Source organism: Streptomyces sp. NPDC102462 (assembly GCF_044765425.1).
Classification (GTDB): domain Bacteria; phylum Actinomycetota; class Actinomycetes; order Streptomycetales; family Streptomycetaceae; genus Streptomyces.
In genome coordinates this window covers 14,445-38,099 of record NZ_JBIWKB010000055.1, presented here as the reverse complement: position 1 = coordinate 38,099, position 23,655 = coordinate 14,445, and the positions used below count along the sequence as shown (strand labels likewise).

Annotated in this window: 16 protein-coding genes and 1 tRNA gene; 4 read left to right on the top strand and 13 right to left on the bottom strand. The window is 71.2% G+C overall.

Features of this window, described 5'->3' with window-relative positions; translation table 11 throughout:
* Positions 1-2: 2 nt before the first annotated feature.
* On the bottom strand, positions 3-8,228 hold the full coding sequence (locus tag ACIRFL_RS34170; protein WP_404036425.1) for a ricin-type beta-trefoil lectin domain protein: 8,226 nt from the start codon (positions 8,226-8,228) through the stop codon (positions 3-5).
* A 388-nt stretch (positions 8,229-8,616) separates the two neighbouring features.
* Here ACIRFL_RS34170 and ACIRFL_RS34165 point away from each other — a divergent pair, with 388 nt between their 5' ends.
* A complete protein-coding gene (locus ACIRFL_RS34165) occupies positions 8,617-12,138 on the top strand; it encodes an FG-GAP-like repeat-containing protein (RefSeq protein WP_404036423.1) in 3,522 nt (1,173 codons plus the stop codon).
* Positions 12,139-12,330: 192 nt separating this feature from the next.
* Here the strand turns inward: ACIRFL_RS34165 and ACIRFL_RS34160 are convergent.
* Positions 12,331-12,404 (bottom strand) — tRNA-Pro (locus ACIRFL_RS34160).
* A 146-nt stretch (positions 12,405-12,550) separates the two neighbouring features.
* On the opposite strand from ACIRFL_RS34160, the gene ACIRFL_RS34155 reads away from it, so the two are divergent.
* The gene (locus ACIRFL_RS34155) at positions 12,551-13,258 is read left to right on the top strand and encodes a transketolase (protein WP_404036420.1); all 708 of its coding nucleotides are present in this window, start codon (positions 12,551-12,553) and stop codon (positions 13,256-13,258) included.
* Between the two features lie 34 nt (positions 13,259-13,292).
* Positions 13,293-14,204: a transketolase family protein gene (locus tag ACIRFL_RS34150; protein WP_404036418.1), complete on the top strand. Its 912-nt coding sequence runs from the start codon at positions 13,293-13,295 to the stop codon at positions 14,202-14,204.
* 80 nt (positions 14,205-14,284) lie between these two features.
* Here the strand turns inward: ACIRFL_RS34150 and ACIRFL_RS34145 are convergent, their stop codons facing one another.
* The 11 genes from ACIRFL_RS34145 to ACIRFL_RS34095 all read right to left on the bottom strand — a co-directional run bounded on the left by ACIRFL_RS34145 (position 14,285) and on the right by ACIRFL_RS34095 (position 22,657).
* Positions 14,285-15,580 (bottom strand): MFS transporter, encoded by a 1,296-nt coding sequence (locus tag ACIRFL_RS34145; RefSeq protein ID WP_404036416.1) that lies wholly within the window; start codon positions 15,578-15,580, stop codon positions 14,285-14,287.
* 77 nt (positions 15,581-15,657) lie between these two features.
* Positions 15,658-16,017 (bottom strand): MmcQ/YjbR family DNA-binding protein, encoded by a 360-nt coding sequence (locus ACIRFL_RS34140; protein WP_404036413.1) that lies wholly within the window; start codon positions 16,015-16,017, stop codon positions 15,658-15,660.
* Between the two features lie 38 nt (positions 16,018-16,055).
* The gene (locus ACIRFL_RS34135; RefSeq protein WP_404036411.1) at positions 16,056-16,592 is read right to left on the bottom strand and encodes a GNAT family N-acetyltransferase; all 537 of its coding nucleotides are present in this window, start codon (positions 16,590-16,592) and stop codon (positions 16,056-16,058) included.
* Positions 16,589-17,182, bottom strand: coding sequence for a helix-turn-helix domain-containing protein (locus ACIRFL_RS34130; protein ID WP_404036408.1), 594 nt, complete (start codon positions 17,180-17,182; stop codon positions 16,589-16,591). The genes ACIRFL_RS34135 and ACIRFL_RS34130 overlap by 4 nt, the downstream gene beginning before the upstream one ends.
* Before the next feature lie 46 nt (positions 17,183-17,228).
* Positions 17,229-18,131 (bottom strand): LysR family transcriptional regulator, encoded by a 903-nt coding sequence (locus ACIRFL_RS34125; protein WP_404036405.1) that lies wholly within the window; start codon positions 18,129-18,131, stop codon positions 17,229-17,231.
* Between the two features lie 31 nt (positions 18,132-18,162).
* Positions 18,163-19,356 carry a glycine C-acetyltransferase gene (locus ACIRFL_RS34120; protein WP_404036402.1) on the bottom strand — a complete coding sequence of 398 codons (1,194 nt, stop codon included), beginning with the start codon at positions 19,354-19,356 and terminating at the stop codon, positions 18,163-18,165.
* Between the two features lie 61 nt (positions 19,357-19,417).
* Positions 19,418-20,446 (bottom strand): L-threonine 3-dehydrogenase, encoded by a 1,029-nt coding sequence (gene tdh, locus ACIRFL_RS34115; RefSeq protein WP_404036399.1) that lies wholly within the window; start codon positions 20,444-20,446, stop codon positions 19,418-19,420.
* Between the two features lie 181 nt (positions 20,447-20,627).
* Positions 20,628-21,227, bottom strand: a complete 600-nt coding sequence (locus tag ACIRFL_RS34110; RefSeq protein WP_404036396.1) for a GTP-binding protein — start codon at positions 21,225-21,227, stop codon at positions 20,628-20,630.
* Positions 21,205-21,576 carry a DUF742 domain-containing protein gene (locus ACIRFL_RS34105; protein WP_404036478.1) on the bottom strand — a complete coding sequence of 124 codons (372 nt, stop codon included), beginning with the start codon at positions 21,574-21,576 and terminating at the stop codon, positions 21,205-21,207. The genes ACIRFL_RS34110 and ACIRFL_RS34105 overlap by 23 nt, the downstream gene beginning before the upstream one ends.
* Before the next feature lie 2 nt (positions 21,577-21,578).
* Complete coding sequence (locus tag ACIRFL_RS34100; RefSeq protein ID WP_404036393.1) at positions 21,579-22,013, bottom strand: roadblock/LC7 domain-containing protein; 435 nt, start codon at positions 22,011-22,013, stop codon at positions 21,579-21,581.
* Between the two features lie 131 nt (positions 22,014-22,144).
* On the bottom strand, positions 22,145-22,657 hold the full coding sequence (locus ACIRFL_RS34095) for a hypothetical protein (protein ID WP_404036390.1): 513 nt from the start codon (positions 22,655-22,657) through the stop codon (positions 22,145-22,147).
* Between the two features lie 477 nt (positions 22,658-23,134).
* Between ACIRFL_RS34095 and ACIRFL_RS34090 the strand changes: the two genes are divergently transcribed.
* The coding region (locus ACIRFL_RS34090) for a hypothetical protein (RefSeq protein WP_404036387.1) at positions 23,135-23,655 on the top strand (521 nt) is incomplete at its 3' end.

The following is a 23,655-nucleotide window of genomic DNA, read 5'->3' as shown; positions in this document are numbered from 1 at the left end:
ATTTACCCTCCAGGCCAGTGTCCGACGATCGCTTCCGCCGGGATATTCTGCCAGACCAAGACTTCTGAGTCCTTCCTGGCGTAGGCGCTATGCCTCCTGCTCGACGGGAACGGACCAGAAGAGATATCCACGTAGCTATATGGAATGCGCCTCAGGTCGATCGCAACCACCCCATGACCTTGGTTGTACTTATCGAATGCAATGCTGGGATTCTTGGTTGTCGAGATCCATGGCGTCAGCTTCTTTCCGGCAACATGCGACAGAGGACTGACCCCTGCATTACCGGGATCTCGAGCCGTCAATCCCATTGCAGGGTCATCATTCTCAGCCAGCGCACGGTAGACGATATTTCCGTCGGGATCCGGTCCATCGGGCCTGCTACCACAGTTGTGAACCAGGACCGACGTAGCCCCCGCCAGCACATAGTACGTGTGCGCGCTGCTGACGGTCAGGTTGTGGACCGTCGCAGACAGCGCCGTCCAGCGCTGGATCGCTGTGATCTGGACCAGGGTTCCCGACCCCGTCCGCAGCCACTGCCCCGCCTTCAGGTCCGTCGCGTCGATCCACTCGCCGAGTTCGGGGACCCAGAACGGGTGCCCGGCCGTCGCAGTGACCTCGGCTGTCTTCTTGCCCTTCTTATCCTTCTTGCCGTCGATGTCGACGGTGACCTCGACCAGGTGCTTCACTCCCTGGCCCTTGATCTCCGCGGTGACGGTCTCCGCCCGGGTCTCGCCCGTTTCCGGGTCCGTCGCCAGGACCCGGTCGCCGGCCTTGACGTCCTTGATCGGCTTGGTGGAGCCGTCGGCCATCAGGACCAGGGTCTGCGGAACGAAACTGTTCGCCGTGCAGGCATCGGCGCCACCTCCACCGCCGCCACCTCCACCACCGTCGCCCCCGCCGCCCGAGTCCTCCTTGCCCGAACGGCTTCTCGATCCCCCGGACTTGTTCTCCGCCTTGCCGCCGCCCGTGGAGCCCTTGTGCTGGGCCTGGGTCCGGGCCTTCACCTGGACCGGGTTGCCCCGGGCCCCCGTGGAGCCGGTGTGGGCCTTCTTCCGGGCCGCCGCCGCGGCGGCCTTGGCCGCTTCACGTGCCTTACGCTTCGCCTCCGCCGCGGCCGCTTCCGCCGCCTTCTTCGCCTTGATCAGCGCCGCCTTCGCCGCGCGGGCCGCCTTGATGCCGACCTCCGCGGCCCGCTTCGCCGCGCGGAACGCCTTCACCGCGCCCATCGTCGCCTCGAAGGCACGCCACATCTTCTTGCCCTTGGAGAAGATGCTGGTCCACGGAATGGCGTCCATCAGCAGGCTGCCGCAGGCCCACAGGTCGCCCTGGGAGAAGCAGCCGACGACGTCGTTCCAGCCGACGAACTCCTTGAAGACGGCCCAGCCGGTCGCCAGGATGACGTCGCCGATCGAACGGTTCAGCGTCTTCTGGTAGTCGGCGATCTTCGCGTCCAGCGCGGCGATCGACGCGTCGAAGCTGGACGCCGACGACGTCAGACCGGACGGGTCGGCATGTGTCACCGGGTTGTTGTTGGCGTAGGAGTAGCCGTTCGCCTGGAGGGGGTCGCTGTCGTCCAGGACCGGGTCCGCCGAGATGAAACGGCCCGTGCCGGGGTCGTACTCGCGGGCGCCCAGGTGGGTCAGGCCGGTGCCGGTGTCGTCGTCGCCGCTGTGGAATCCGGTGTGCGAGCGGGGCGCGAGGTTCGCCGCGCGATCCTCGCCCCACGGGTCCTTCTTGGCCACCCGCACACTCATGCCGCCGTCGAGGCGGACCTCCGCCAGCGGGGTGCCGTTGAGGTCGGTCGCCTGGGCGAAGACCTGTTCCGTGACACCGGATGCGGCGGTGGTGCCCTCCAGGTAGCGCGTCACGGACGGGCCGCCGATGCCCGCGTAGGTGCGCTCCACGTAGCGGACCCTGCCCGTGGTGGTCAGGGAGACCTTCGTGTCCGGCAGGCTGAGCACCGCGCCCGCGCTGGTGCGCTCCAGCAGCCGGTTGCCCATGGCGTCGTAGACGTAGCTGGTCTTCGAGGCGGGAGTCCACAGCTGGGTCGCCGCCGTCGTGTCGCAGGTCGCGAGGGTCAGGTCGGCGCCCGACGTGGCGGCGGGCGCGGACAGGCACAGCTTCGAGTCGCCGTGCTTGATCTGGCCGGTGCTCAGCGTCTCCCAGCGCTGGGACTCACTTCTCTTGTCGCAGGGCTGGATCAGGACCGCGGACCCGATGGCGGTGCTCTTCGGCTGGGCGCACTGTCCGGCGACGACGAGCGAGCCGATCGCTGTGTTGTCGACTGTGCCGTTGTCGTCCCCGTCGGTGGCCTGGACGCGGAAGTTCTGTGCCCTGCTGCCGTTGCAGACGTAGAGCTGGAGCGCGGTGCCCGTGGCGGGGGTGCCGCCGGCCAGGTCGAGGCACATGGCGCCGGCGCCCACCCAGGCCCCGGAGCCGTCGGCGCCGAAGCCGCTGACGGACTCGGTCTTGCCGTCCCAGGTCCAGGAGATGGCCTGGGCGGTGTCGCCGCCGGTGGAGCGCGTCTTCATGCTGCCGGCCGCGTCGTACGTCTGCGTCGAGCGGGTCTTCACGGTCGCGCCGGCCGCGGTCGTGGAGGTCGTGGTGTACGAGGTCAACGTGTGCGGCTGGTCGTTCTTCGCCGTGTCGCTGGTGCCGAAGGCGTACTCGGTGACCACGTCGTTCTTGGTGTCGACCTTTCCGTCGGTGAAGGTCGGGTCGGCCCGGTGGTCGGTCTTCGCCGTGCGGTTGCCGAGGACGTCGTACTCGTAGGACTGCCAGTAGCCGGAGTTGTTCGAGGAGACGTTGACCCGTCCGTCGGAGTAGACGGGTGCGGCTGTGGTCTTGCCGCTGGCGGTGCAGGCGCCGCCGCCCGGTGTGGTCCACGCCTCCTTGAGCTGACCGATGAAGTCGTAGGTGAAGCACTGCCGGTCGGTGGTCGTGCCCATGCGGTCGGCGACGGACAGGACGTTGCCCGAGGGGTCGTACGCGTAGGAGCGCTTGCTGACCTCGCTGTCGGGGACCACCGTCGTGTCGGGGTCCTCGGCCTCCCGGACGAGTCTGCTGGTGGCGAGTTCGCCGGTGGACTCGTCGAAGGTGTTCTCCTGCCACAGCCGGTGGCCCGCCTCGCCGACGGTGGCGGTGAGCACCTGGCCGTAGGGCGAGTAGGAGGTCTCGGCCGCGTACCAGTCCTGGCCGGAGACGGAGGTCGGCAGGCCGGCCTCGTTGTACCGGGTGATGACGTCCTCGGCGCTGAGGCCGCCGGCCGCCGGGGCGGTGTACTTCTCCAGTTGGCCGTCGTCGTTGTAGGCGTACTGGTAGCGGTACTGGGTCGCGAAGCCGTCGGCGGTCCGGCCCGCGGTGGAGCCCGGCGGCAGGGCCAGCGTCATCTCGGTGGGCTGGTAGTCGGCCGTGTAGCCGGTGATGGCGGTGGTGTACGGCTTGCCGTCGGTGTACCGGGTGGCCGAGGCGAGCTGCCCCTTGCCGCCGGTCGCGGTGTCGTAGGCGTAGGTCTGGACGAGCGTGGCGGTGGCGGAGTTCGGCGGGGTCGCCCTGACCTCTTCGACGCGGTTGAGACGCTCGTAGGTGTACGTGACGGTCTGGCCGCGGGCGTCGCGCGCCAAGTCCACCCGCCCGTAGGCGTCGTACTCGGTGTGGGTGGCGCCGGTGTCAGGGTCGGTGGTGTCGGTGACCCGGCCGAGCGCGTCGTAGGTCCAGGTGCGGGTGTTGCCGACGTCGTCGGTGGTGGTGACCAGGTCACCGCGGACGTCGTAGTCGTACGTCGTGGTGACGGCGCCGGCCTCGGTCAGGGCGGCGTCGGTGAAGGTGTCCTGGCGGACCGTGCGGCCCAGCGCGTCCGTCCACACCCGGGAGGCGGGCGTGCCCTGGGGCTGGCGGATCACCGTGTAGTCCAGGCCGTACTCGTAGCGGGTGCGGCGGTCCGTGGTCGGCACCGGCTTGTCGCCGTTCATGGCGGTCGCGCCGGTCTGCGGGTACGAGTGGTGCACCGGGGTCACGGTGAGGACCCGACCGAGGCCGTCGTAGGTGTAGCTGGTGGCGTTGGGGATCTCGGACTCGGATCTGGGGACGACGAGTTCGGTGCCGGGTTCGCCCTCCATGTAGTAGGCGTTGCGCGTGTAGCGCACCTGACCCACGTTGTTGTGCAGGGTGTCGGTGACCAGCCGGCCGCCGCCGACCGCCGGGGTCTGGGTCTGCCGCTCGCGGCCGAGGCCGTCGTAGATCGCGGTGGACGCCTGATAGGTGCCGTCACCCGCGGCGCGGGTGGGGTTGTCCTTGAGGGACTCGGTGACCACGGAGACCGGCTTGCCCGGGTCGGTGTGGTAGGCGTAGCGGACCGTGGGGTCGTCGGTGGCGGACTGGGTGGCGTCCCAGGCGGCGACGGTGCGGCCGAGCGGGTCGTACTCGTAGGACGTGACGCGGTCGTTGGCGTCGGTGGACTTCAGGGTGGCGCCGCGACCGGGTTCGACGAGGGTGGTTTCCCGGAAGCCGGTCTCTGTGCCGTCGACGATCTTGTGGCCCGTGACCGTCTCTATCTTGTAGACCTGGCCGTCGGACGGTGTGTACGTCGTGGTGCTCTCGACGCCGGTCGGATCGGTGGCCTTCACGACCCGGCCGGTGGTGTCGTACTCGGTGCGCGACTCGGGGTTCGCGGTCTGCCAGCCGGTGCCCGCGCCGGTCGGGGCGACGGTCTTGGTGACCAGGCCCTTGGTGGGGGTGGCGGTGTGCGAACTCGCACCGTCGTAGAACATGCGCGAACCGCCGACCACGGTCTTGGCGGTGGCGCTGGAGAGGTCGGTGGAGCACGTGCTGGTGCCGGTGGTGGTGACGGTCTGGGCGACCAGGCCGACGAGGTAGTTGGTCCCCGAGGTGTTGTGCACGTACGAGGTCGCCGTGCAGGAGTTGTCCTTGGGATCGGCCTCGTCGCCCAGCTCCCGGACCATCGTGGGCAGTCCGTACGTGTCGTCGTACTCGGTCCTGGTGGTGACCGTGCGCAGGGTGGAGCCGTCCGCGCCCTTGCCTGAGGCCTTGGTGATCGTCCTTGTCTCGCCGAGGGTGACGCGCTCGGCGGTGACGTCGGGGCCGTCCGTGCGGTTACGGGTGGCGAGTCGGACGGGGGCGTCGGGGACGTTGACGGATCGGGATATCCATCCGGACGCGGTGGCCGCCCGGTCGTCGGGGTAGGTCAGCGACTCGGCCACCATGCCGGCGTACGCCTTGCGGTCGGTGGCGAGGACCGCGCCGGTGACGTCGGTCGTCCTGGAGCCGCGCTTGACGTCGTCGGACGACTTCTCGGGAGTGTCGTCGGCGAGGACGTCGTCGGCCATGCCCCGGAAGTAGCGGGTGACCGACTTGGAACCGGCGGTGCCTTCGGCCTGGTCCGTGGCCGAGGTGACGGTGGTGACGAGCGGATAGCCGCGCCAGTCGTCCCAGGTGCGCTTCTTGGGCCGGGTGAACTCGCCCTGGTTCTTGGCCCACAGCGCGCTGTCGACGGCGTCGCCGACGGTGGCGTACGTGTACGTCGTGGTGATGTCCTTGGATTCCTCGGCCCCCGCCAGACGCGGGTGCTCGGTGATCTTCTCCACGACGTACTTGTGGAACCAGGAGATCCGCTTGTCCTCCAGCTCGCCGTCGGCGTGCCAGTACACGGGATAGCAGAGCTGATCGTTCCTGTCCTTGGCCGGACGGCCGGAGCCGGTGAGGCACTTGTCGGTGGGCGCCTTGTACAGGACCTCGGTGCGGCCGCCGTACTCGGAGACGATGTCCTGGATGCGCAGCCGGTCGAAGAGCGGGTCGGTGTCGGATGAGCCGTTCTTGACCCGGTTGGGCAGCGGGGGGCCGTTGTGGCCGAAGGTGACCGGGTTGAGGCGCTGGGTGGAGCCGTCGACCGCGTAACCGGTGCGGGAGACGGACTCCAGCCACAGCGCGGTGTACTCGCCGGTCAGGTTCCACGGGAACGACTGCTTCAGCCCCCAGGAGTCGACCTTGGACAGCAACGTCGTGGTGGCCGAGTCGCCTGACAGGCCACAGGCGTTGCGGCTGCCGGTCTCGTTGCCGTCGGCGTCGACGCTGTACTCGGTCAGCCGGACGCCCTGCTGGCGCTGGGCGCACGCGTCGACGGAGGCGAGGCGCTTGCGCGACCAGTAGGTGGGAGCGTAGGTCGTGCACTTCTTGCCGCTCGTGCAGGCGAGGTCGGCGGGTGTGTCGAACCAGGGGCGGGTGCGGTCGGAGCGCTTGGAGGCGAAGTTGGCCTCGGAGCACTCCACCTTGAGGGAGTTGTCCTCGAAGCATCGTTCCTTGGCGGTGAACAGCATCCGGCCGAGCGGCTCGGCGCTGTAGAGGGTGCCTTCGCGCTGCCCGTAGTCGATGTGGGAGAGGTAGCCGGCCCGGTCGTACGCGACGGCCTTGGCCTCCTTCATGTCCTGCGCGTAGGCGTTCTTCTCCTTCTCCCACCACAGGGTCATCGCGTTGCCGCTGGTGTCGAGGACGTAGTCGAGCTGGAAGCGCCAGCCCTGGTCGCAGAAGGAGTCCTTGAACGCCGGCTTGTGGCAGGGGTCCTCGGTGTGGTTGCCGGCGACGGGGACACTGAGCACGGAGTCGGTCTCGGGCTTGCCCGGACTCCAGCCCGGCAGCCGGTTCATGCCGAAGTAGTACTGGGTGCCGTCGCTGGTGGTGACCCGCCAGAACTCCCCGTTGTCATCCCCGTTGCCGGAGCCGTTGATGCCCGTCAGGGTCTTGTAGTCGGCGGCGTCGAGCAGTTCCACGCGCAGGTTGTCCCCGCGGGCGCTCTTCCACTGCTTGGTGGTGTCGTCGCGGACCAGTTCGGTGGTGGTGCCGTTGAGGGAGAGGACCGCGTTGTACGAGCCCCAGCACTGGTCGCCGGTGAAGTGGCCCTTGTTGTTGGCGTTCGCGGTGTCGGCGGCGCAGCCCACGAACGTGCGGGTGATGGAACCGGGGTTGTAGTCCCAGCCCTCACCGGCCCAGGAGACCTGGTTGTTGGTGGCGGACGTACGGCCGTCTGAGGTCTGCGAGTTGTAGCTGAGGGTGACGTTCGGCGACGGCCCCGACGGGACCTCCGGGGCGGCCATCGTGTAGGAGTAGGTGAACGCGCCGGAGGAACCGCCGGCCGTCCAGGACCCGGCCGAGACGATCGGGCTCGCGCCGAAGTCGCCGCCGGCGCCGGAGCCGTAGGAGCCGCCCACCAGCAGTCCGCCGCTCGCGGAGTCGGCGATCCGCCGTACGGCGTCGGCCGCCCTGCCGCCGCGCCACACGGCGGAGTCGACGGCCGCCTTGTCGCCGGTGTCCGCCGCCGTGTTCGCGGTGGACGTACCCGCCGCGACGGTCTTCAGATCGGCGGTGTCCAGGGTGACGTTGACGAAGGTCTCGGGGACCTCGGCGGTGGTGGCGCCGGGCTCCTCCGTCTCGTCGCCCGCGCCGTCCTCGCCCGGGTCCGGTTCGGAGCCGGAGGAGTCCCCCGGGTCGAGCGGCACGGTGACGGTCGAACCGGTGCGCTCGACGGCAGTGGTCACCGGAATACCGGCGGAGCACTCCTCCAGCTCGGGCGTCGTGGTGTAGCAGGCCGGCATCAGGCTGAAGGAGAGCCGGTCGAGCCACTGGGCGCTGTAGGCCTCGGCGAGCTTGCTGGCGTCGATGGAGACGACGGCGTCACCGGTGGCGGTGGCGGGGGCGTCGACGGCGAGCAGGAAGCCCTGGGCACCGCCCGCCACCGCGTCGCCCTCCGACGCGGCGGCCACGCTCCAGGCCCCCTTGAGTGCCTCGGCGTCGGCGGCGGAGGCGCCCTCGGGCGCGCCGACACCGATGGTCATGGTGCCGTCGGCCGACTTGGCGACCTCGGTGGTGGCGCCCACGGCCGGGTGGTCGAGGGTCTTGGTGCCGGATGCGGCGGGCACCTCGGCCACGGCATCCGGGTCGTACGCCCGCACGTCCTCGGTGGTCGTGCCGGCGAGCTCCTCCAGGTCGCCGCTCTTCTTCTCGTCGATCTCGACGGGATCCGTTCGCTGTTCCTCGGCGAGGTCGACGGCGGTGCGGGAGTCGGCGGGGCCGACGGCCGCGGCGCCGGGCAGGAGGGTGACGTTGAGGGCGAGGAACAGACCGGCGACGACACCGATTCGTGCTCTGCGTCGGATCAGGCGTTCGCGCGGCGATCTCGCCAGCGAACCCCGACCGCACCAGGACAGCACCGTACGCACGGCCAGGCCGACCTTTCCCCCGTCACCACGATCGAATGCGGTCGCTCCGATGGCACATGGTGAGCAATGGCTTACAGATTGAGCATGAAGATACGGAGGTCGTGAAGATCTTCGTCAAGCTGTGCTGATTCTGTGTTAGCTATGTCACGTTCCAAAAACAGACAAAGAACTGCAAAGAAAGACTCCCCCCGCCCTTTGCCCAGGCGTTGCCAAGTCGTCGCCGAACGAGGGGTGTTGATCTCTCCCGGAAGAGCTGTTCATACTCCAATCGCCCACTCCGGCATGTCGTGCGACCGTCACGAGCAGTCACCACGCCCCAGGGCACCTGAGAAGAGCACGCCGCCGCGGTGACCGCCGTGTCGCGTCCCAGCCTGTTGGAGAAGGGCCCTTGAGCGACCTCGACAGCGCCATCAAAACGAGCGCCCCGGCGCCGTCGACCGAGCCGACTCCCCCTGGCCGACGGCGCGTTCGGCGTGCCCTGGCGGCCACTGTCGCGCTCGCCGTACTGGCCGGTGGCGGCGTCTTGCTGGCCCTTCGGGGCCAGGACGAGACCGGCTCACCCACGAAGTCACCGCGCGCCGTACGGCTGGTGGCCGAGGACGAGGCGCAACGCCGGGCGCGCGAGATCGACCGGAAGGTCGAAGTCACGGCACTGACCGATGAGTTCTCCACGACCTACGCCAACCCGGACGGGACGTTCACGTACCGGGCGTCGGTCGCTCCGCTCCGCGCGCGCACCGAAGAGGGCGCATGGGCCCCGGTCGACACCAGGCTGGAGCAGGACGGAAAGGGCGGCTGGCGCGCCGTCAACTCCCCGTACCCGGTGACTTTTTCGTCCGGTGACGGCACCGGGGCGAACCGGGCGGGCGCGCGCACGTCCGGTACGTCGGTCCGGTCCGCCGTGTTCCGCGCCGACGCCGTCGAGGCGGCCGACGGGGACACCTGGTCTCCGCTGCTGACGATGGCCGCCGAGGGCCACGAGGTCGCGTTCGCGTGGCCGGGCCCACTGCCCGAGCCGGTCGTCGAGGACAACAGGGCACTGTACGAAGGCGTGTTGCCGGGCGTGGACCTGATGCTGTCGGCGCGCGACACCGGGTTCACCCACGTCCTGGTGGTCCACTCGGCCGAGGCCGCCGCCGCGTTGGCCGCCGAACCGCCGCGCTACCGGGTCACCTCGCCGACTCTCGCCTTCACACTCGATCCGGCCACCGACGTGCTCACGGCGAAGAACGAAGCAGGCCAGGAGATCGTGGTCTCCCCAACGCCGTTCCTGTGGGACTCGGCGGGCGCTCACGACGCGGACGAGCCCGCCGCCGACCCGGACGCCGCGACCGGCACCAACGAGAACCCCGAGCGGGTGGAGGAAGGTCCTTCCCGTACGCCTGAGGCTCCCGAGACCGAAGGGAGCCGGGACGAGGACCCCGACGAGCACGCCGTGGAGAACGACCCGGACGCGCAGGCCGACCCTGTCGCGTTCACCGCGGGCAACGCGCTCGCCCTGCCCGCGGCGGGCGGTCCCGGTGAGGGCGCCCACGCCTCCACGGCAGGCGCGGCCTTCGACGGTGACGTCCTGACGATCACTCCGCCGAAGGATTACCTCTCCGAGACCGAGGGGCTGACCTACCCGCTGTTCCTCGACCCCTCCACCATCGGTACCCGCTCCAACTGGACGACGGTGTACAAGAAATACCCCGGCTCCAGCTTCTACGACGGGGCGAACTACAACGAGGACACCAAGGAGGCCCGGGTCGGGTTCGAGCGGCAGACCTGGGGCACGGCCCGGTCGTTCTTCAAGCTGAAGCTGAAGAAATCCATCAAGGGCGCGGACGTCTCCAGCGCCACCTTGAAGGTCCTGGAGACGCACTCCTGGTCGTGCAGCAAACGCACCGTCCAGCTGTGGCGCACCGACGCCTTCAACACCAAGACCACGTGGAACCGCCAGCCCGCCTGGAAACGGAAGATCACCTCGAAGTCGTTCGCCTACGGCTGGAAGTCCAAGAGCGCCTGCCCGGACACGAACGTCAACTTCACCGTCACGACGCTGGCCCAGGAAGCCGCCGACAACGGCTGGACGGACTTCAACGTGGGCATGGTGGCGTCGACCTCCTCGTCCGCGCCGACGGGTTCGGCGAGCAGCTTGGAGACGGACACGTACTCCTGGAAGAAGTTCCAGGCGGAGGGCAGCGGCTCGCCCTCCGTGACCATCAACTACAACCGCAAACCCAACACCCCGACGTCGGTGACGATGAGCCCTGGCACCTGCGACACCAGCACCTCCCCGTACGTCAAGGTCGGCAAGTCCGAGACCCTCGCGATCAGCGCCAAGGCGACCGACCCGGACGGCGACCTCGCCAAGCTGGAGTACGAACTCTGGGAGACGGGCAAGCAGGACACCACCACGCGCAAGCTCACCAAGAGCGTGGACGACGGGGAGACCGGCGCCGTTGCGATCAAGTCGTACCTGACCAACGGTAAGGACTACTCGTGGCGGGTACGCGGCTGGGACGCCAAGGTGAGCGGCAGTTGGGCGCCCACCGGAGGCGCCGGCGTCTGCCGGTTCACGTACGACACCACCCTGCCCGACTCCCCCGCGCCGGTGATCTCGACGGACTTCCCGAGCGACAAGGACGACGGGATCGACACGAACGACGATGACGACGTTCCCGACGTCTGGTCGAAGGAGCCCTTCGGCAAACCCGGAAGTTTCACCTTCGAGGTCCCGAAGCCGATCGACCCGGCGAAGGACCCGAACAAGGACATCGTCAAGTTCGTCTATTCCATCAACAACACCACCTACGCCGGGTGGGCCTGCGCGAACGGCGCCCAGGGCACCACGGGCGGCCTCACCAAGTCCTGCACGACCCCCATCAAGACGGCCACCGTCACCGGCGTCCAGCCACCGGCCGCCGGACCGAACACCCTGTACGTCAAGGCCGTCGACGCGGCCGGCAACATCTCGCCCAGCCCCACCAAGCACGTCTTCAACGTCAAACCCCGCTCCAAGCCGGACGGTCCGGGCGACCTGAACGGCGACGGGACCGCCGACCTCGGCCATGTCACCCTCGCGGGCAACCTCTGGATCGGCGCGGTCTCGCAGAACGGCGCCTACCAGGTCAACACCTACGGCATGCACGAAAAGGGCACCTCGCTCAAGGGCGGCGCCACCGCCCCGCACAGCTGGGACGGCGACGGCACCTATTCCCTCGTCACCCACAACGGCGACTTCGCGCCGGGAGACGGCGTCACGGACTGGGTGGTCCGCACCCCCGAGGGCCGCCTGTTCGTCTACCCCGGCGACGGCTACGGCTCGATCGACGTGAGCAAGCGCATCGAGGTGCGGCTGCCCGCCAACGCCCCCGCCCCGTCGACGTTCTCGGAGATCAAGGCGGCGGGCGACATCACCGGCGACGGTCAGCCGGAGCTGTTCGTGGCCGGTGGCGCGGGCGGGGCCGAGCTGTGGGTGTTCAGCGGATACAGCGGCGGTACGTTCGCCGAGGCGGTCCAGATGACGACGAGCGCGTGGGGTGACGCCGAACGGGACTTCGTCGCCGTCGGCGACTACAACGGCGACGGCGCGGCCGATCTGACCTTCCGCACCGCGGCCGGCAACATCATCCTGCGCAAGGGCATCCTCGACAGCGGTGGCAAGGGCACGGTCCTCAAGAGCCTCGGGCAGTCCGGCTGGAGCCTGGACGGGGACAAGGTCTACGCCGCGTCCTCCTTCACCCGGGCCGCCTTCCCGCTGGTCTACGGCACCCCCGACGTCACCGGCGACGGCATCCCCGACCTGTGGACCACCAACACGGCCGGCGCCCTGCTCCTCTACAAGGGCGGTGCGGCGGGCCTGGGTTCGTCGATCACGGTGCGCAGCAGCGGCTGGGGAGCGACGGTGGTGCAGCAACTTGGCTGATCCACAGGGTCGTTGACGACGTGGCGGAGGGCCGGACGGCAGCGTCCGGCCCTCCGTGCACCGTCGGGTCGCACCACGGGTTTCCCGCCCGCTCCCCTGCGCCGGTCACTCCGGCTCCACCGGTCCCCGAAAAACGATCAGGGGCGGTTTCGGATTCCTCCGAAACCGCCCCTGATCCACGACTTCAAAAAGTCGGGACGACAGGATTTGAACCTGCGACCCCTTGACCCCCAGTCAAGTGCGCTACCAAGCTGCGCCACGTCCCGGTGCCGTTTGACCTGGGGTTTCCCCCGTCCGAACGCGCAGGGAAACCATACCGCACTCGGGCCGGTGGTCACGCATCCGTTTCCCGGGACGACACAGGGTGGCTTCGCTTGACCTGAACCTCGATTGAGGTTGCAGGCTCGTCGCCATGACGACGATCGAGGAACGGCGCACCGCATACGCCTATGCCGAGCTGCCCCGGCTGATGGGGCTGATGACGGGCGACGAGAAGCACGGACCGGCGGCCACGTCCACGCTGGACGTGCTGTGGGTGCTCTACGACCGGGTGCTGCGGGTCGGACCCGACCGGACGGACGACCCGGACCGGGACCGGTTCCTGCTGAGCAAGGGGCACGGTCCGATGGCCTACTACGCGGTGCTCGCCGCGAAGGGCTTTGTCCCGGTGGAGTGGCTGCCCGCGTTCGGGACGTACGCCTCGCCGCTCGGGCACCACCCGGACCGCGTGCTGGTGCCGGGCGTCGAGATCAGCAGCGGGTCGCTCGGCCACGGGCTGCCCATCGCCGTCGGCACGGCGCTCGGGCTGCGGGCCCAGGGGCGGACCGGCCCAGGGGTGTGGGTGCTGACCGGGGACGCCGAACTGGACGAGGGCAGCAACCACGAGGCGATCGCCTTCGCCGGGCCGGCCGGCCTTGACCGGCTGCACACCGTCGTCGTGGACAACGCCTCCGCCAGCCACGCCCGGCCCGGCGGGATCGCGGCCCGCTTCGAGGCGGCCGGCTGGTCGGCCGTCACCGTCGACGGCCGGGACCACGAGGCGCTGTACGCCGCCTTCACCGCCGCGCACCCGGGCCGCCCGCAGGTGACGGTGGCCCGCGTCGAGCCCAAGTCCGCCTGAACTCCCCCCACTTCAGCAAGAAGGAACTTGCCCCATGGACACCATGCGTGACCGGTTCGCCCCCGTCGTCACCCGGCTGCTCGACGAGGATCCGCGGGTCGCCGTCGTCCTCGCGGAGGTCGGCAAGGACGCCTTCGCCGATGCCCGGCGCCGGCATCCGGACCGGGTGATCAACGTCGGCATTCGCGAGCAGCTGCTCATCGGGGCGGGGGCCGGTCTTGCGCTGACCGGGATGCGGCCGGTGGTGCACACCTTCGCCAGCTTCCTCGTGGAGCGCCCCTTCGAGCAGGTCAAACTGGACCTCGGGCACCAGAACGCCGGGGCGGTGCTGGTCAGCGCCCACGCCTCGTACGACTGGCCCCCGGCCGGCCACACCCACATGGCGCCCGGCGACGTGGCGCTGCTCGACACCCTGGACGGGTGGACCGTACATGTGCCGGGGCATCCGGACGAGGCCGAGACCCTGCTGCGGCACGCGGTCGCGGCCGGCGACGACAAGGTGTACGTCCGGCTGTCCATGCTCGCCAACCGGCGGGCGTACGAGGTCGACGGTCGGGGTCTGCGCACCGTCCGTGAGGGGCGTGCCGCGGTGGTCGTCGCCGTCGGCCCGTTGCTGGACGCTGTGCTCGCCGCCACCGAGGGGCTGGACGTCACCGTCCTGTACGCGACGACCGTGCGGCCCTTCGACGCGGCGGGGCTGCGCCGTGCCACCGAGACGGCGGGCACGGACGTGGTCCTCGTCGAGCCGTATCTGGCCGGGACCTCGACGGCGGCGGTGAACGAGGCGCTGTCCGACCTGCCGCACCGGGTGCTCGGCCTCGGGGTGGGGCGGCGCGAGCTGCGGCGGTACGGGACCGCCGAGGAGCACGCCGCCGCGCACGGTCTTGACGCGGCGGGCCTGCGCGGGCGGATCGAGGCGTTCGCCGCCGTACCGGCCCGGGGATGAGCGGTGTGCGGCCGGGATGACCGGCGTGCGGCCGGGTTGAGCGGTGTGCGGCCGGCCGTCTTCCGGTGGCCCGAGGGGGGTCAGCCGGCCGGCCCGGTCACCGCGTCGGCACGGACCAGGCCGCGGATCGCGGGGACCGCGAGCAGGGTGGCGGCGACCACCAGGCTCATCGCCCCGGCGACCAGCAGCACCTGGCCGGCGCCGAGGGCACCGGCCGCCGGACCGGCGAGGGCCTGGCCGACGGGCATCATCGCGAGGGAACCCGCGACGTCGTACGCGTGGATGCGGTTGAGCACGTCGGCGGGTACCTGCGTCTGCACGGTGGTCGCCCACATCACGCCCCAGAAGGACATCCCGGCGCCGGCGACGGCCGCCCCGGCCGCCATCGCCGGCACGCCGAGGCCCGCGCCGACGGTCGCGGGGAAGCCGGCGAAGGCGAACAGGGCGACGGCACCGGCCCGCAGCATGCGGCGGGGGCGCAGCCGCAGCGCGAGCAGCCCGCCGACGACGGTGCCCGCCCCGAGCGCGGAGTTGATCAGGCCGTAGGCGCGCGGGCCGTGCCGCTGCACCACTTCCGCCGCGACCAGCGGGACCGTCGGACCCCATACCGCGATCATGTAGAGGCACCAGACGGCGATCACGCCCCACAGCCAGGTCCGTGACCTGAACTCGCGCCAGCCCACGACCAGATCGGCCCGGAAGGCGCGCATGCCCCCGCCGGTGCCGTGCGGGGTCTCGGGCAGCGGGGGCAGACGGAGCAGCAGCAGGCACAGGGCGCTGACCGCGTAGGTGGCGGCGTGGGCCGCGAACACGCCGCCGGGCGAGGCGAGACCGACCAGCAGACCGGCGAGGGCGGGGCCCGCCAGCTGGGCAGCGGACTCGGCGATCCGGATGGCGCCGTTCGCACCCTGGATGTCGGAGGCCAGCCGGGGGACGGTGCTCGCCACGCCGGGCTGGAAGACCGCGCTCGCCACACCGCCCACGACCCCGATCGCGCAGATCTCCCACAGGACCACATGGCCCGCGAAGAACAGCGCGGCGGCCAGGGCCTGTGTACCGAGCCGGACCAGGTCGGCACCGATCATCAGCCGGCGGGTGCTGAACCGGTCGGCGATGACCCCGCCGAAGACGACGAGGCCGGCGAAGGCGGCGGCCGTCGAGGCCATGGCGAGGCCGACCGCGCCCGCGCCGTAGCCGTGTTGCAGCAGGCCCGCGGCGAGCGCCACCGGCAGCATGGTGTCGCCCAGCCGCGCGACGGCCCGGGCCACGAAGAACAGGGCGAAGTCCCGGGACCACACGGCCCGCTCCCGGGGGCCGCGCGCTCCGCCTGGTCCGGCCCGGGAAACGGTGTCCTGCCGTGCCGACGCCCCGGTCATCCGCTGCCCGCTCCCCCCGCCGTCCGCCGCTGTCGCCGTCGGATCATGCCACGGTGCGCGGACACCGGCCCAGGGGTTTACCGGCCGCCCGGCACACCGACTCCCGGGTGGGCCTCCAGCAGCCGGGGCGGGGCCGCCTGACGCCAGGAGTCGGCGAGGATGTCGCGCAGTTCGGCCTCGTCCTCCAGCGCGGCGAGCCGGGCCCGGACCCAGGCGAACTGGGCCTCGTGCGTGGCGATCCAGAACTTCCCCGGCTCGGCCCGCACCAGTTCGTCGCGCTCCTCCTTGGGGCAGCGCACGGCGATGGACGTCTCGTCCTCGGGCAGCGTGGCGAACATCTTCCCGGCCACCCGGAACGTGGGCATGCTCCAGGCGGTCTTCTCGGTCGTCTCGGGCAGGGACAGGGCGATACGGCGTACGTCTTCGGCGTCCGGCATGACAGGCACGCTAGCCGCTGCCACTGACAACGCCCCCGTCACCCGGTGCCCACCCGCTTGTAGTAGAGCGTCGTCGCCCGCAGCACCCCGTCCGGGCTCGCCGCGTAGTCCGGGATGGCCCCGGCCCGCACCCAGCCGGCCGAGCGGTAGAGCAGTTCGGCGCCGCTGCCGCTCTCGGTGTCCAGGTGGAGCAGGGTGATCCCGGCAGCGGCGGCGGCCTCCTCCGCGGTGCCGAGCAGGCGGCGGCCGAGGCCACGGCCGCGGCGGTCGGGGTGGACCATCAGCTTGACGACCTCGGCGCGGTGCCGGCTGTTGGGCTTGTCGGCGAAGACCAGCGAGACGGTGCCGGCCGGCCGGCCCGCGGCGTCCCGCGCCAGCCAGACGGCGAGCCGTCCGGCGGCCACGGCCCGCGCCCGCTCCCGCTCCCGCTCCCGCCACCAGGCCAGCGCCGTGACGCGGTCGAGCGGTGCGAGGAAGCCGACGGACGCCCCGTCGGCCACCACCTCGGTCAGCAGATCGGCAAGCTCCGGCGCCGCCGCGTCCAGGCGGGCCGCGGTCAGACGGGTCACGGTCATGGCAGCACCACCGCCAGGACGTAGCGCGCGTCCTCGGCTCCGGGGCAGCGGAACCGGGTCGGCCCCCACACCCGCAGCCGCAGGCAGTCCCCGGTGCCGACGCGGTGCACGACGTCGCCCGCGGTCACCTCAAGCGTCCCGTCGAGGACCCAGATGTGCTGTTCCAGGCCCGGCACCGGCGGGCGGTCGTAGGCGATGTCGGCGCCGGCGGCGAGCCGTCCCTCGACGAGTTCACCGCGCAGCGAGGCGTGCGGGGGCGACACCGAGCGCCGTACGAACCCGCCGGCCCGGTCCTGCCACACCGTCTGCTCGGCGGCGCGCACCAGCGGGGCGGGCCCCGACTCCACCTCGCTGAGCAGCCGGGACATGGTCCGTCCGTAGACATGGCAGAGTCGGTTCAGGAGGGCGGCCGTCGGGCTGACCTCCCCCCGCTCCACCCGGGACAGGGTCGATCTGCTCACTGCGCTGCGCTGCGCCAACTCGCCCAGCGACCAGCCGTGTTCGGCCCTCAGTTCGGCCAGCCTGGCGCCGATGCGGGCGTCCACCGGGTCCGGGGCGGGCGTGGCCTGCGCCTGCTGTTCGTTTCTCATATCCGGGACGCTATCCCGTATATGAGACGGGCGGGTTACGGAGCGCTCACGCCCGGGCGGCCTCGTCCAGTGCGTCCAGCACCGGCCTGATCAGGGGGTGCCCCTCGGCCCCGCGCCGCACCGCCGCGAAGACCCGGCGGGTCGGGGCCACCCCGTCCACGGGCCGTACGACCACACCCGACAGGTCCATGCCGCGCAGCGCCGAGCGGGGAACGAGCGCCACACCGGCGTCGGCCGAGGCCAGCGACACGACCGCGCGGAAGTCGTCCGAGGAGTGCTCCAGGCGCGGCTGGAAACCGGCGCTCTCACAGGCGAGGACGACCACGTCGTGGCAGGGGTTGCCCGGGTACGGGCCGATCCACGGGTCCTTGGCCAGTTCGGCGAGCGGGACGACGGCGGCGCCGGCCAGCCGGTGGCCGGGCGGCACGACCGCGTCGAACGGCTCGGCGTACAGCGGGACATGGGTCAGGCGCGGGTCGTCGGCGGGCGGGGCGCCGCGGTACTCGACGGCGACCGCCACATCCACCTGCCGGTCCAGGACCATCGGCAGGCTGGCGTCACCCTCGGCGTCCCGGACCCGGATGCGGATGCCGGGCGCCGACCGGGCGAGTCGGGCCACCGCGGGGGCCACGACCTGGGCGATCCCCGTCGCGAAGGCGGCCACCGTGACCGTGCCGGCCTCGCCGGAGCCATACGCGGCCAGCTCCGCCTCGGCCCGTTCCAGCTGGGCGAGGACGGCGTTGGTGTGGCTGAGCAGGATCTCCCCGGCCGCGGTGAGCCGTACTCCCTTCGCGCTCCGCTCGACCAGGCGGTGACCGGTCTCCTGCTCCAGGGCCGCGAGCTGCTGGGAGACCGCGGACGGGGTGAGGTACAGCGCGGCGGCCGCCGCCGTCACCGTACGGTGGTCTGCCACCGCTCTCAGGATGTGGAGCCGCCGCGCTTCGATCATGCCGATGATTATCGCAATATGTCCGGGCTGGTCATGCCGCCAGTTCGGCCCGCGCCGCGACGAAGGCGTCGACCGCGCGGTCGACGTCGTCGGCGGAGTGCGCGGCGGACAGCTGCACCCGGATGCGGGCCTGGCCCTGCGGCACCACCGGGTAGGAGAAGCCGATCACGTACACGCCCCGCTCCAGCAGCAGGTCGGCCATCCGGGCCGCCTGCGCGGCGTCGCCGATCATCACCGGCGCGATGGCGTGGTCGCCGGGCAGGATGTCGAAGCCCTCCTCGGTCATCCGGCGCCGGAACAGCGCGGTGTTCTCGGCGAGCCGCACCCGCAGGTCGTCCGCCGACTCCAGCAGGTCGAGGACCTTCAGGGAGGCCGCGGCGATCACCGGGGCGAGGGTGTTCGAGAACAGGTACGGCCGGGAACGCTGGCGCAGCAGGGCGACGATCTCGGCGCGGGCGGCGACATAGCCGCCGGAGGCGCCGCCGAGTGCCTTGCCGAGGGTGCCGGTGACGATGTCGACGCGGTCCCTGACGCCGTGCAGTTCGGGGGTGCCGCGCCCGGTCGGGCCGACGAAGCCCACGGCGTGCGAGTCGTCGACCATGACCATGGCGTCGTAGCGGTCGGCGAGGTCGCAGATCTCGCGGAGCGGGGCGACGTATCCGTCCATGGAGAAGACGCCGTCGGTGACGATCAGTCGCCTGCGCGCGTCGGCGGCCTCCTTGAGGCGGGCCTCCAGGTCGGCGAGGTCGCGGTTGGCGTAGCGCAGCCGGCGGGCCTTGGACAGCCGGATGCCGTCGATGATCGAGGCGTGGTTGAGCGCGTCGGAGATGACGGCGTCCTCGGGGCCGAGCAGCGTCTCGAAGACGCCGCCGTTGGCGTCGAAGCAGGAGGAGTACAAGATGGTGTCCTCCTGGCCGACGAACGCGGACAGCCGCGCCTCCAACTCCTTGTGGACCTCCTGCGTCCCGCAGATGAAGCGCACCGACGCCATGCCGTAGCCCCAGCGGTCCAGGGCGGCGTGGGCCGCGGCGACGACCTCCGGGTGGTCGGCGAGGCCGAGGTAGTTGTTCGCGCAGAAGTTGAGGACTTCGCCGGGGCGGCCGCCCGCGGTGACGGTGACGGTCGCGGACTGCGGGGTGCCGATGACCCGCTCGGGCTTGTGCAGGCCGGCGGCGCGGATCTCGTCGAGGGTGGCGCGCAGGTCGTCGCGTACAGAGTCGAACACGGGGGTCTCCATCACGTGCGGGGGTGAGTGGGGCGAAGGGGTGCGCGGACCGGGCGGGGCATCAGGCGGTCCAGTCGAGGATGACCTTGCCGCCCTTGCCGCCGGCCGCGTCCGCGAACGCGGCCTCGAAGTCGCGGTAGCCGTACCGGCCGGTGATCACCGGGGCGAGGTCCAGGCCGCCCTCCAGCAGCACCGACATCGCGTACCAGGTCTCGAACATCTCCCGGCCGTAGATCCCCTTGATCGTGATCATCGAGGTGACGATCCGGGCCCAGTCCACCGGGAACTCCTGGGCGGGCAGCCCGAGCATCGCGATCCGGCCGCCGTGCGTCATGTTGGCGATCATGTCCCGCACGGCCTCCGGCCGCCCGGACATCTCCAGACCGATGTCGAAGCCCTCACGCAGCCCCAACTCCCGCTGGCCGTCGGCGATCGACGCACCAGAGACATTCAGCGCCAGGCTCACCCCGATCTTGCGGGCCAGCTCCAGACGCTCCTCGCTCACATCGGTGACGACCACATGGCGCGCGCCCGCGTGCCGGGCCACCGCGGCGGCCATCAGACCGATCGGCCCGGCACCGGTGATCAGCACGTCCTCGCCGACCAGCGGGAACGACAACGCGGTGTGCACCGCGTTGCCGAACGGGTCGAAGATCGCCGCCACATCGAGGTCGACGGGCACCCGGTGCACCCACACATTGGACGCGGGCAGGGCCACATACTCGGCGAACGCCCCGTCACGGCCCACCCCGAGACCCACCGTGGCCCGGCACAGATGACGGCGGCCGGCCAGGCAGTTGCGGCATCTGCCGCACACCAGGTGGCCCTCGCCGCTCACCAGGTCCCCCCGGTGGATGTCGGTGACGTCCCGGCCGGTCTCCACGACCCGCCCGACGAACTCGTGCCCGATGACCAGCGGCGTACGGATCGCCTGGCGTGCCCAGCCGTCCCAGGACCGGATGTGCAGATCGGTACCGCAGATCCCGGTCCGCTGCACCTCGATCAGCACGTCACCAGGGCCGATCTCCGGCTCCGGAACGTCCGCGAGCCACAGACCCGGCTCCGCCTTCTCCTTGACCAGCGCCTTCAACGCTACGGCTCCCGTGGTGAGATCCCGGCCGCGCGCAGGCCGAAAGAGCCCGCAGCGGGGGACGAGGGTGGATTCCCGTAGCAATGTGCCGCATGCGTGAGGCGCGGTCCATCGAGGATTTCTTAACCGCCGCCACAGCTTTCCTTCACACGCCGCCGGTTCCGTGGGCGGTGTGCGGGTCTCACATGTGGGCGCCATGGCTCGGCGCGCGGGCCGGTGCGTGCGCGATCAGATGGCGTACGAGGGTGAGCAGCGTCTGGATGCCGGAGCTGGAGATGCGCGCGTCGCAGCGGACCACGGGGATCGCCGGATCGAGGTCGATGGCGGCGCGCACCTCCTCGGGCTCGTAACGGTGGGCGCCGTCGAACTCGTTGACGGCGACGACGAAGCCGAGGCCGCGCTCCTCGAAGAAGTCGACGGCCGCGAAGCAGTCCTCCAGGCGGCGGGTGTCGGCGAGGACCACCGCGCCGAGCGCGCCCTCGGACAGCTCGTCCCACATGAACCAGAAACGTTCCTGGCCGGGCGTGCCGAACAGGTACAGCACATGCTCCGGGCCGAGCGTGATGCGGCCGAAGTCCATCGCGACGGTCGTGACGACCTTGTTCTCGATGCCGTCGAGGTCGTCGGTCCCGGCGCTGACCGTGGTGAGCAGTTCCTCCGTGCTGAGCGGCGCGATCTCGCTCACCGCGCCCACGAAGGTGGTCTTGCCCACGCCGAACCCGCCCGCCACCAGGATCTTCAGCGCGGTGGGAAACGGGTCAGAGCTGTCGTCGTAGTCCATCGAGCACTGCCTCCAGCAGAGACCGGTCAGTGGGGTTGTGGTGGAAGGCGGGGGGCTTGGCGGTCAGCGCCCCGCAGTCGACGAGGTCCGCGAGGAGCACCTTGGCGACCGCGGCCGGCAGCCGCAGATACGCGGCGATCTCGGCGACCGAGACGGGTGCGCGGCACAGGTCGAGCGCCTGGGCGTGCTCGGGGCCGAGATAGCCGAGGGGGCCGGCGCCGGTGGCCATCACCTGGGACATCAGATCGAGTGCGATGGTGGGCCGGGTGCGGCCGTTGCTGACGGTGAACGGGCGTACGAGCCGTCCGGCCGCGTCGTCGAGCCACGGCCCGTCACCGGCCGCCGTCACGCTCAAGGCGTCATCGCCGGGGGCTCACCGGCGTGCTGCCGTGCCGCGGTCACCAGGTAGGGGCGGACGCTCTTGACCAGCATCGCCATCTCGTAGCCGAGCACCGCGGCGTCGGCCTCGCGGCCGGCCAGCACGGCGAGGCAGGTGCCGGAGCCGGCGGTGGTCACGAACAGCAGGGTCGAGTCGAGTTCGACGACCACCTGGCGGACGTCCCCGCCGTCGCCGAACCGGGCGCCCGCGCTGCGGCCGAGGGAGTACAGGCCGGAGGCGAGGGCCGCCATGTGGTCGGCGCTGTCGGGTTCGAGGCCGTGGACGGACTTCACCAGCCCGTCGCAGGACAGCAGCACGGCGCTGGTGGTGTGCGGTACGCGCTGTACCAGGCCGCTCATCAGCCAGTCGAGGTCGGATACCCGGGCGGTCGGCGCATCGCTCGCCATGGTGGATCGACTCCTTGGGTTCACGCTGGGTGTGGGGGTGGGCGTGGGGACGGTGGGTGGCGTGGGGGTCCTGGCGGACACACCGGCCGTCGTGAGCGCGGGTGTTGTGGGGGACGTCGGGGTGGGTGGCGTCATCCGGTGGGTGCGCTCCCGTCGGGGCGGACGGCCGGATCGGAGACGAGCGCGTGGGGGTGCGGCTCGGCCGTGGGGGTGGCGTCGGTGTGGTACGCCTCCGTGTGGGCCGCCTCCATATGGTCCGGCTCCGCGTGGGCCGCCGTCTCCATGTGGGCCGACTCCATGTGGGCCGCGCTCCTGGGGGCCGGCTCCGTGTGGGCCGCCTCCGTGTGGGCCGCCTCCGTGTGGGCCGCGCTCCTGGGGGCCGCGCTCCTGGGGGCCGGCTCCGCGTGGGGGTTGCCCGCATGGGGGTTGCCCGCGTAGGGCTCGTTCGCGTGGGGGTCGCCCGCAGGGGACTCGTACGCGTGGAGTTCGTCCGTGTGGGGCTCGTCTGCGTAGGGCGTGTTTGTGTGCCCTCCGTCTCTGTGGGTTCTCTCCATGTGGGCCGTATCCATGGGGAGGGTGTGGGTGTGCGTCACATAGGTGTGCGTCATGTGGGCGTCGGCCGTGACGTCGCGGGGCGCAGCCATGTGCCATGCGTCTGTGTGCGGCACGTCCGTGTGGGGAGCCGCGACGGGCGCTGCCGCCGTGTGCGTCGCCTCCATGTGCCTCGCCTCTACGGGCGGCCCCTCCATATGGGCCCCGTCCATGTGGGGCGGCTCTGTGTGTCGTGGCTCCGTATGTGTGGGGGTCGGCGGCTGTGGCTGGGGCTGTGTCGACTCCGTGTACTGCTGTGCCTCGGCGAGTCCGATGCCCCGTTGGAAGGCCGCCATGAGGCCGGGGTCGTGTCCGGCGGGAGTCTCCCGCTCCGGGCGGGGCGCGGGGCCGCCGCGCAATTGGGGCGCGATGTGTTCCTGGGCTCGGCGGCGTGGCAGCCGGGGCCGGTCCATGGTGCCGCGCACGATGCCCACGCGAGGGGTGGGTGTCAGGCCCGCCTGCCGCTCGACGGCCCATCGGTCGCCGGACCGGATGCCGGGGACGGCCTCCGCGGGATTGGGCCGCTCCTCATGAACCCCACGTACCGGCAACGGCGCGGGCCCGTCACCTACAGCCGCCCTCATGACCCCGGCGACTCCCCTGACCTCCGCAAACCCCACACTCCCGGCGCTTCCCACGTCCTCTGCGGCCTCGGCGGCTCCCGCAACCTCCGCAGCTCCCCCGACCCCGACGGCTCCAGCGACTCCTCCTGCCCCGCCGATCCCCGCGGCCTCCCCAACTCCCGCTGCCCCGACGACCCCCATGGCCTCCGCAACTCCCGCAACCCCAGCGGCCCCCGGGGCTCCGACGGCTCCCGGAACTCCCGCAACCTCCGCAACTCCAACGCCCTCAGCGACTCCCCCGGCCCCGAACGCTCCCGCAACCTCCGGCACTCCCACGGCGCTCGCGACCCCCGCGGCCTCCGCAACTCCCCCAGCCCCGGCGCCTCCCGTGACTCCCGCAACCCCAGCGGCCCCCGGGGCTCCGACGGCTCCCGGAACTCCCGCAACCTCCGCAACTCCAACGCCCTCAGCGACTCCCCCGGCCCCGA

Bases quoted from the DNA above. Each gene is read 5' to 3' on its own strand.
- ACIRFL_RS34155 (WP_404036420.1), top strand. From the start codon at position 12,551: ATGACGACGATCGAGGAACGGCGCACCGCATACGCCTATGCCGAGCTG.
- ACIRFL_RS34150 (WP_404036418.1), top strand. From the start codon at position 13,293: ATGGACACCATGCGTGACCGGTTCGCCCCCGTCGTCACCCGGCTGCTC.
- ACIRFL_RS34145 (WP_404036416.1), bottom strand. From the start codon at position 15,580: ATGACCGGGGCGTCGGCACGGCAGGACACCGTTTCCCGGGCCGGACCA.
- ACIRFL_RS34140 (WP_404036413.1), bottom strand. From the start codon at position 16,017: ATGCCGGACGCCGAAGACGTACGCCGTATCGCCCTGTCCCTGCCCGAG.
- ACIRFL_RS34135 (WP_404036411.1), bottom strand. From the start codon at position 16,592: ATGACCGTGACCCGTCTGACCGCGGCCCGCCTGGACGCGGCGGCGCCG.
- ACIRFL_RS34130 (WP_404036408.1), bottom strand. From the start codon at position 17,182: ATGAGAAACGAACAGCAGGCGCAGGCCACGCCCGCCCCGGACCCGGTG.
- ACIRFL_RS34125 (WP_404036405.1), bottom strand. From the start codon at position 18,131: ATGATCGAAGCGCGGCGGCTCCACATCCTGAGAGCGGTGGCAGACCAC.
- ACIRFL_RS34110 (WP_404036396.1), bottom strand. From the start codon at position 21,227: ATGGACTACGACGACAGCTCTGACCCGTTTCCCACCGCGCTGAAGATC.
- ACIRFL_RS34100 (WP_404036393.1), bottom strand. From the start codon at position 22,013: ATGGCGAGCGATGCGCCGACCGCCCGGGTATCCGACCTCGACTGGCTG.
- ACIRFL_RS34095 (WP_404036390.1), bottom strand. From the start codon at position 22,657: ATGGCTGCGCCCCGCGACGTCACGGCCGACGCCCACATGACGCACACC.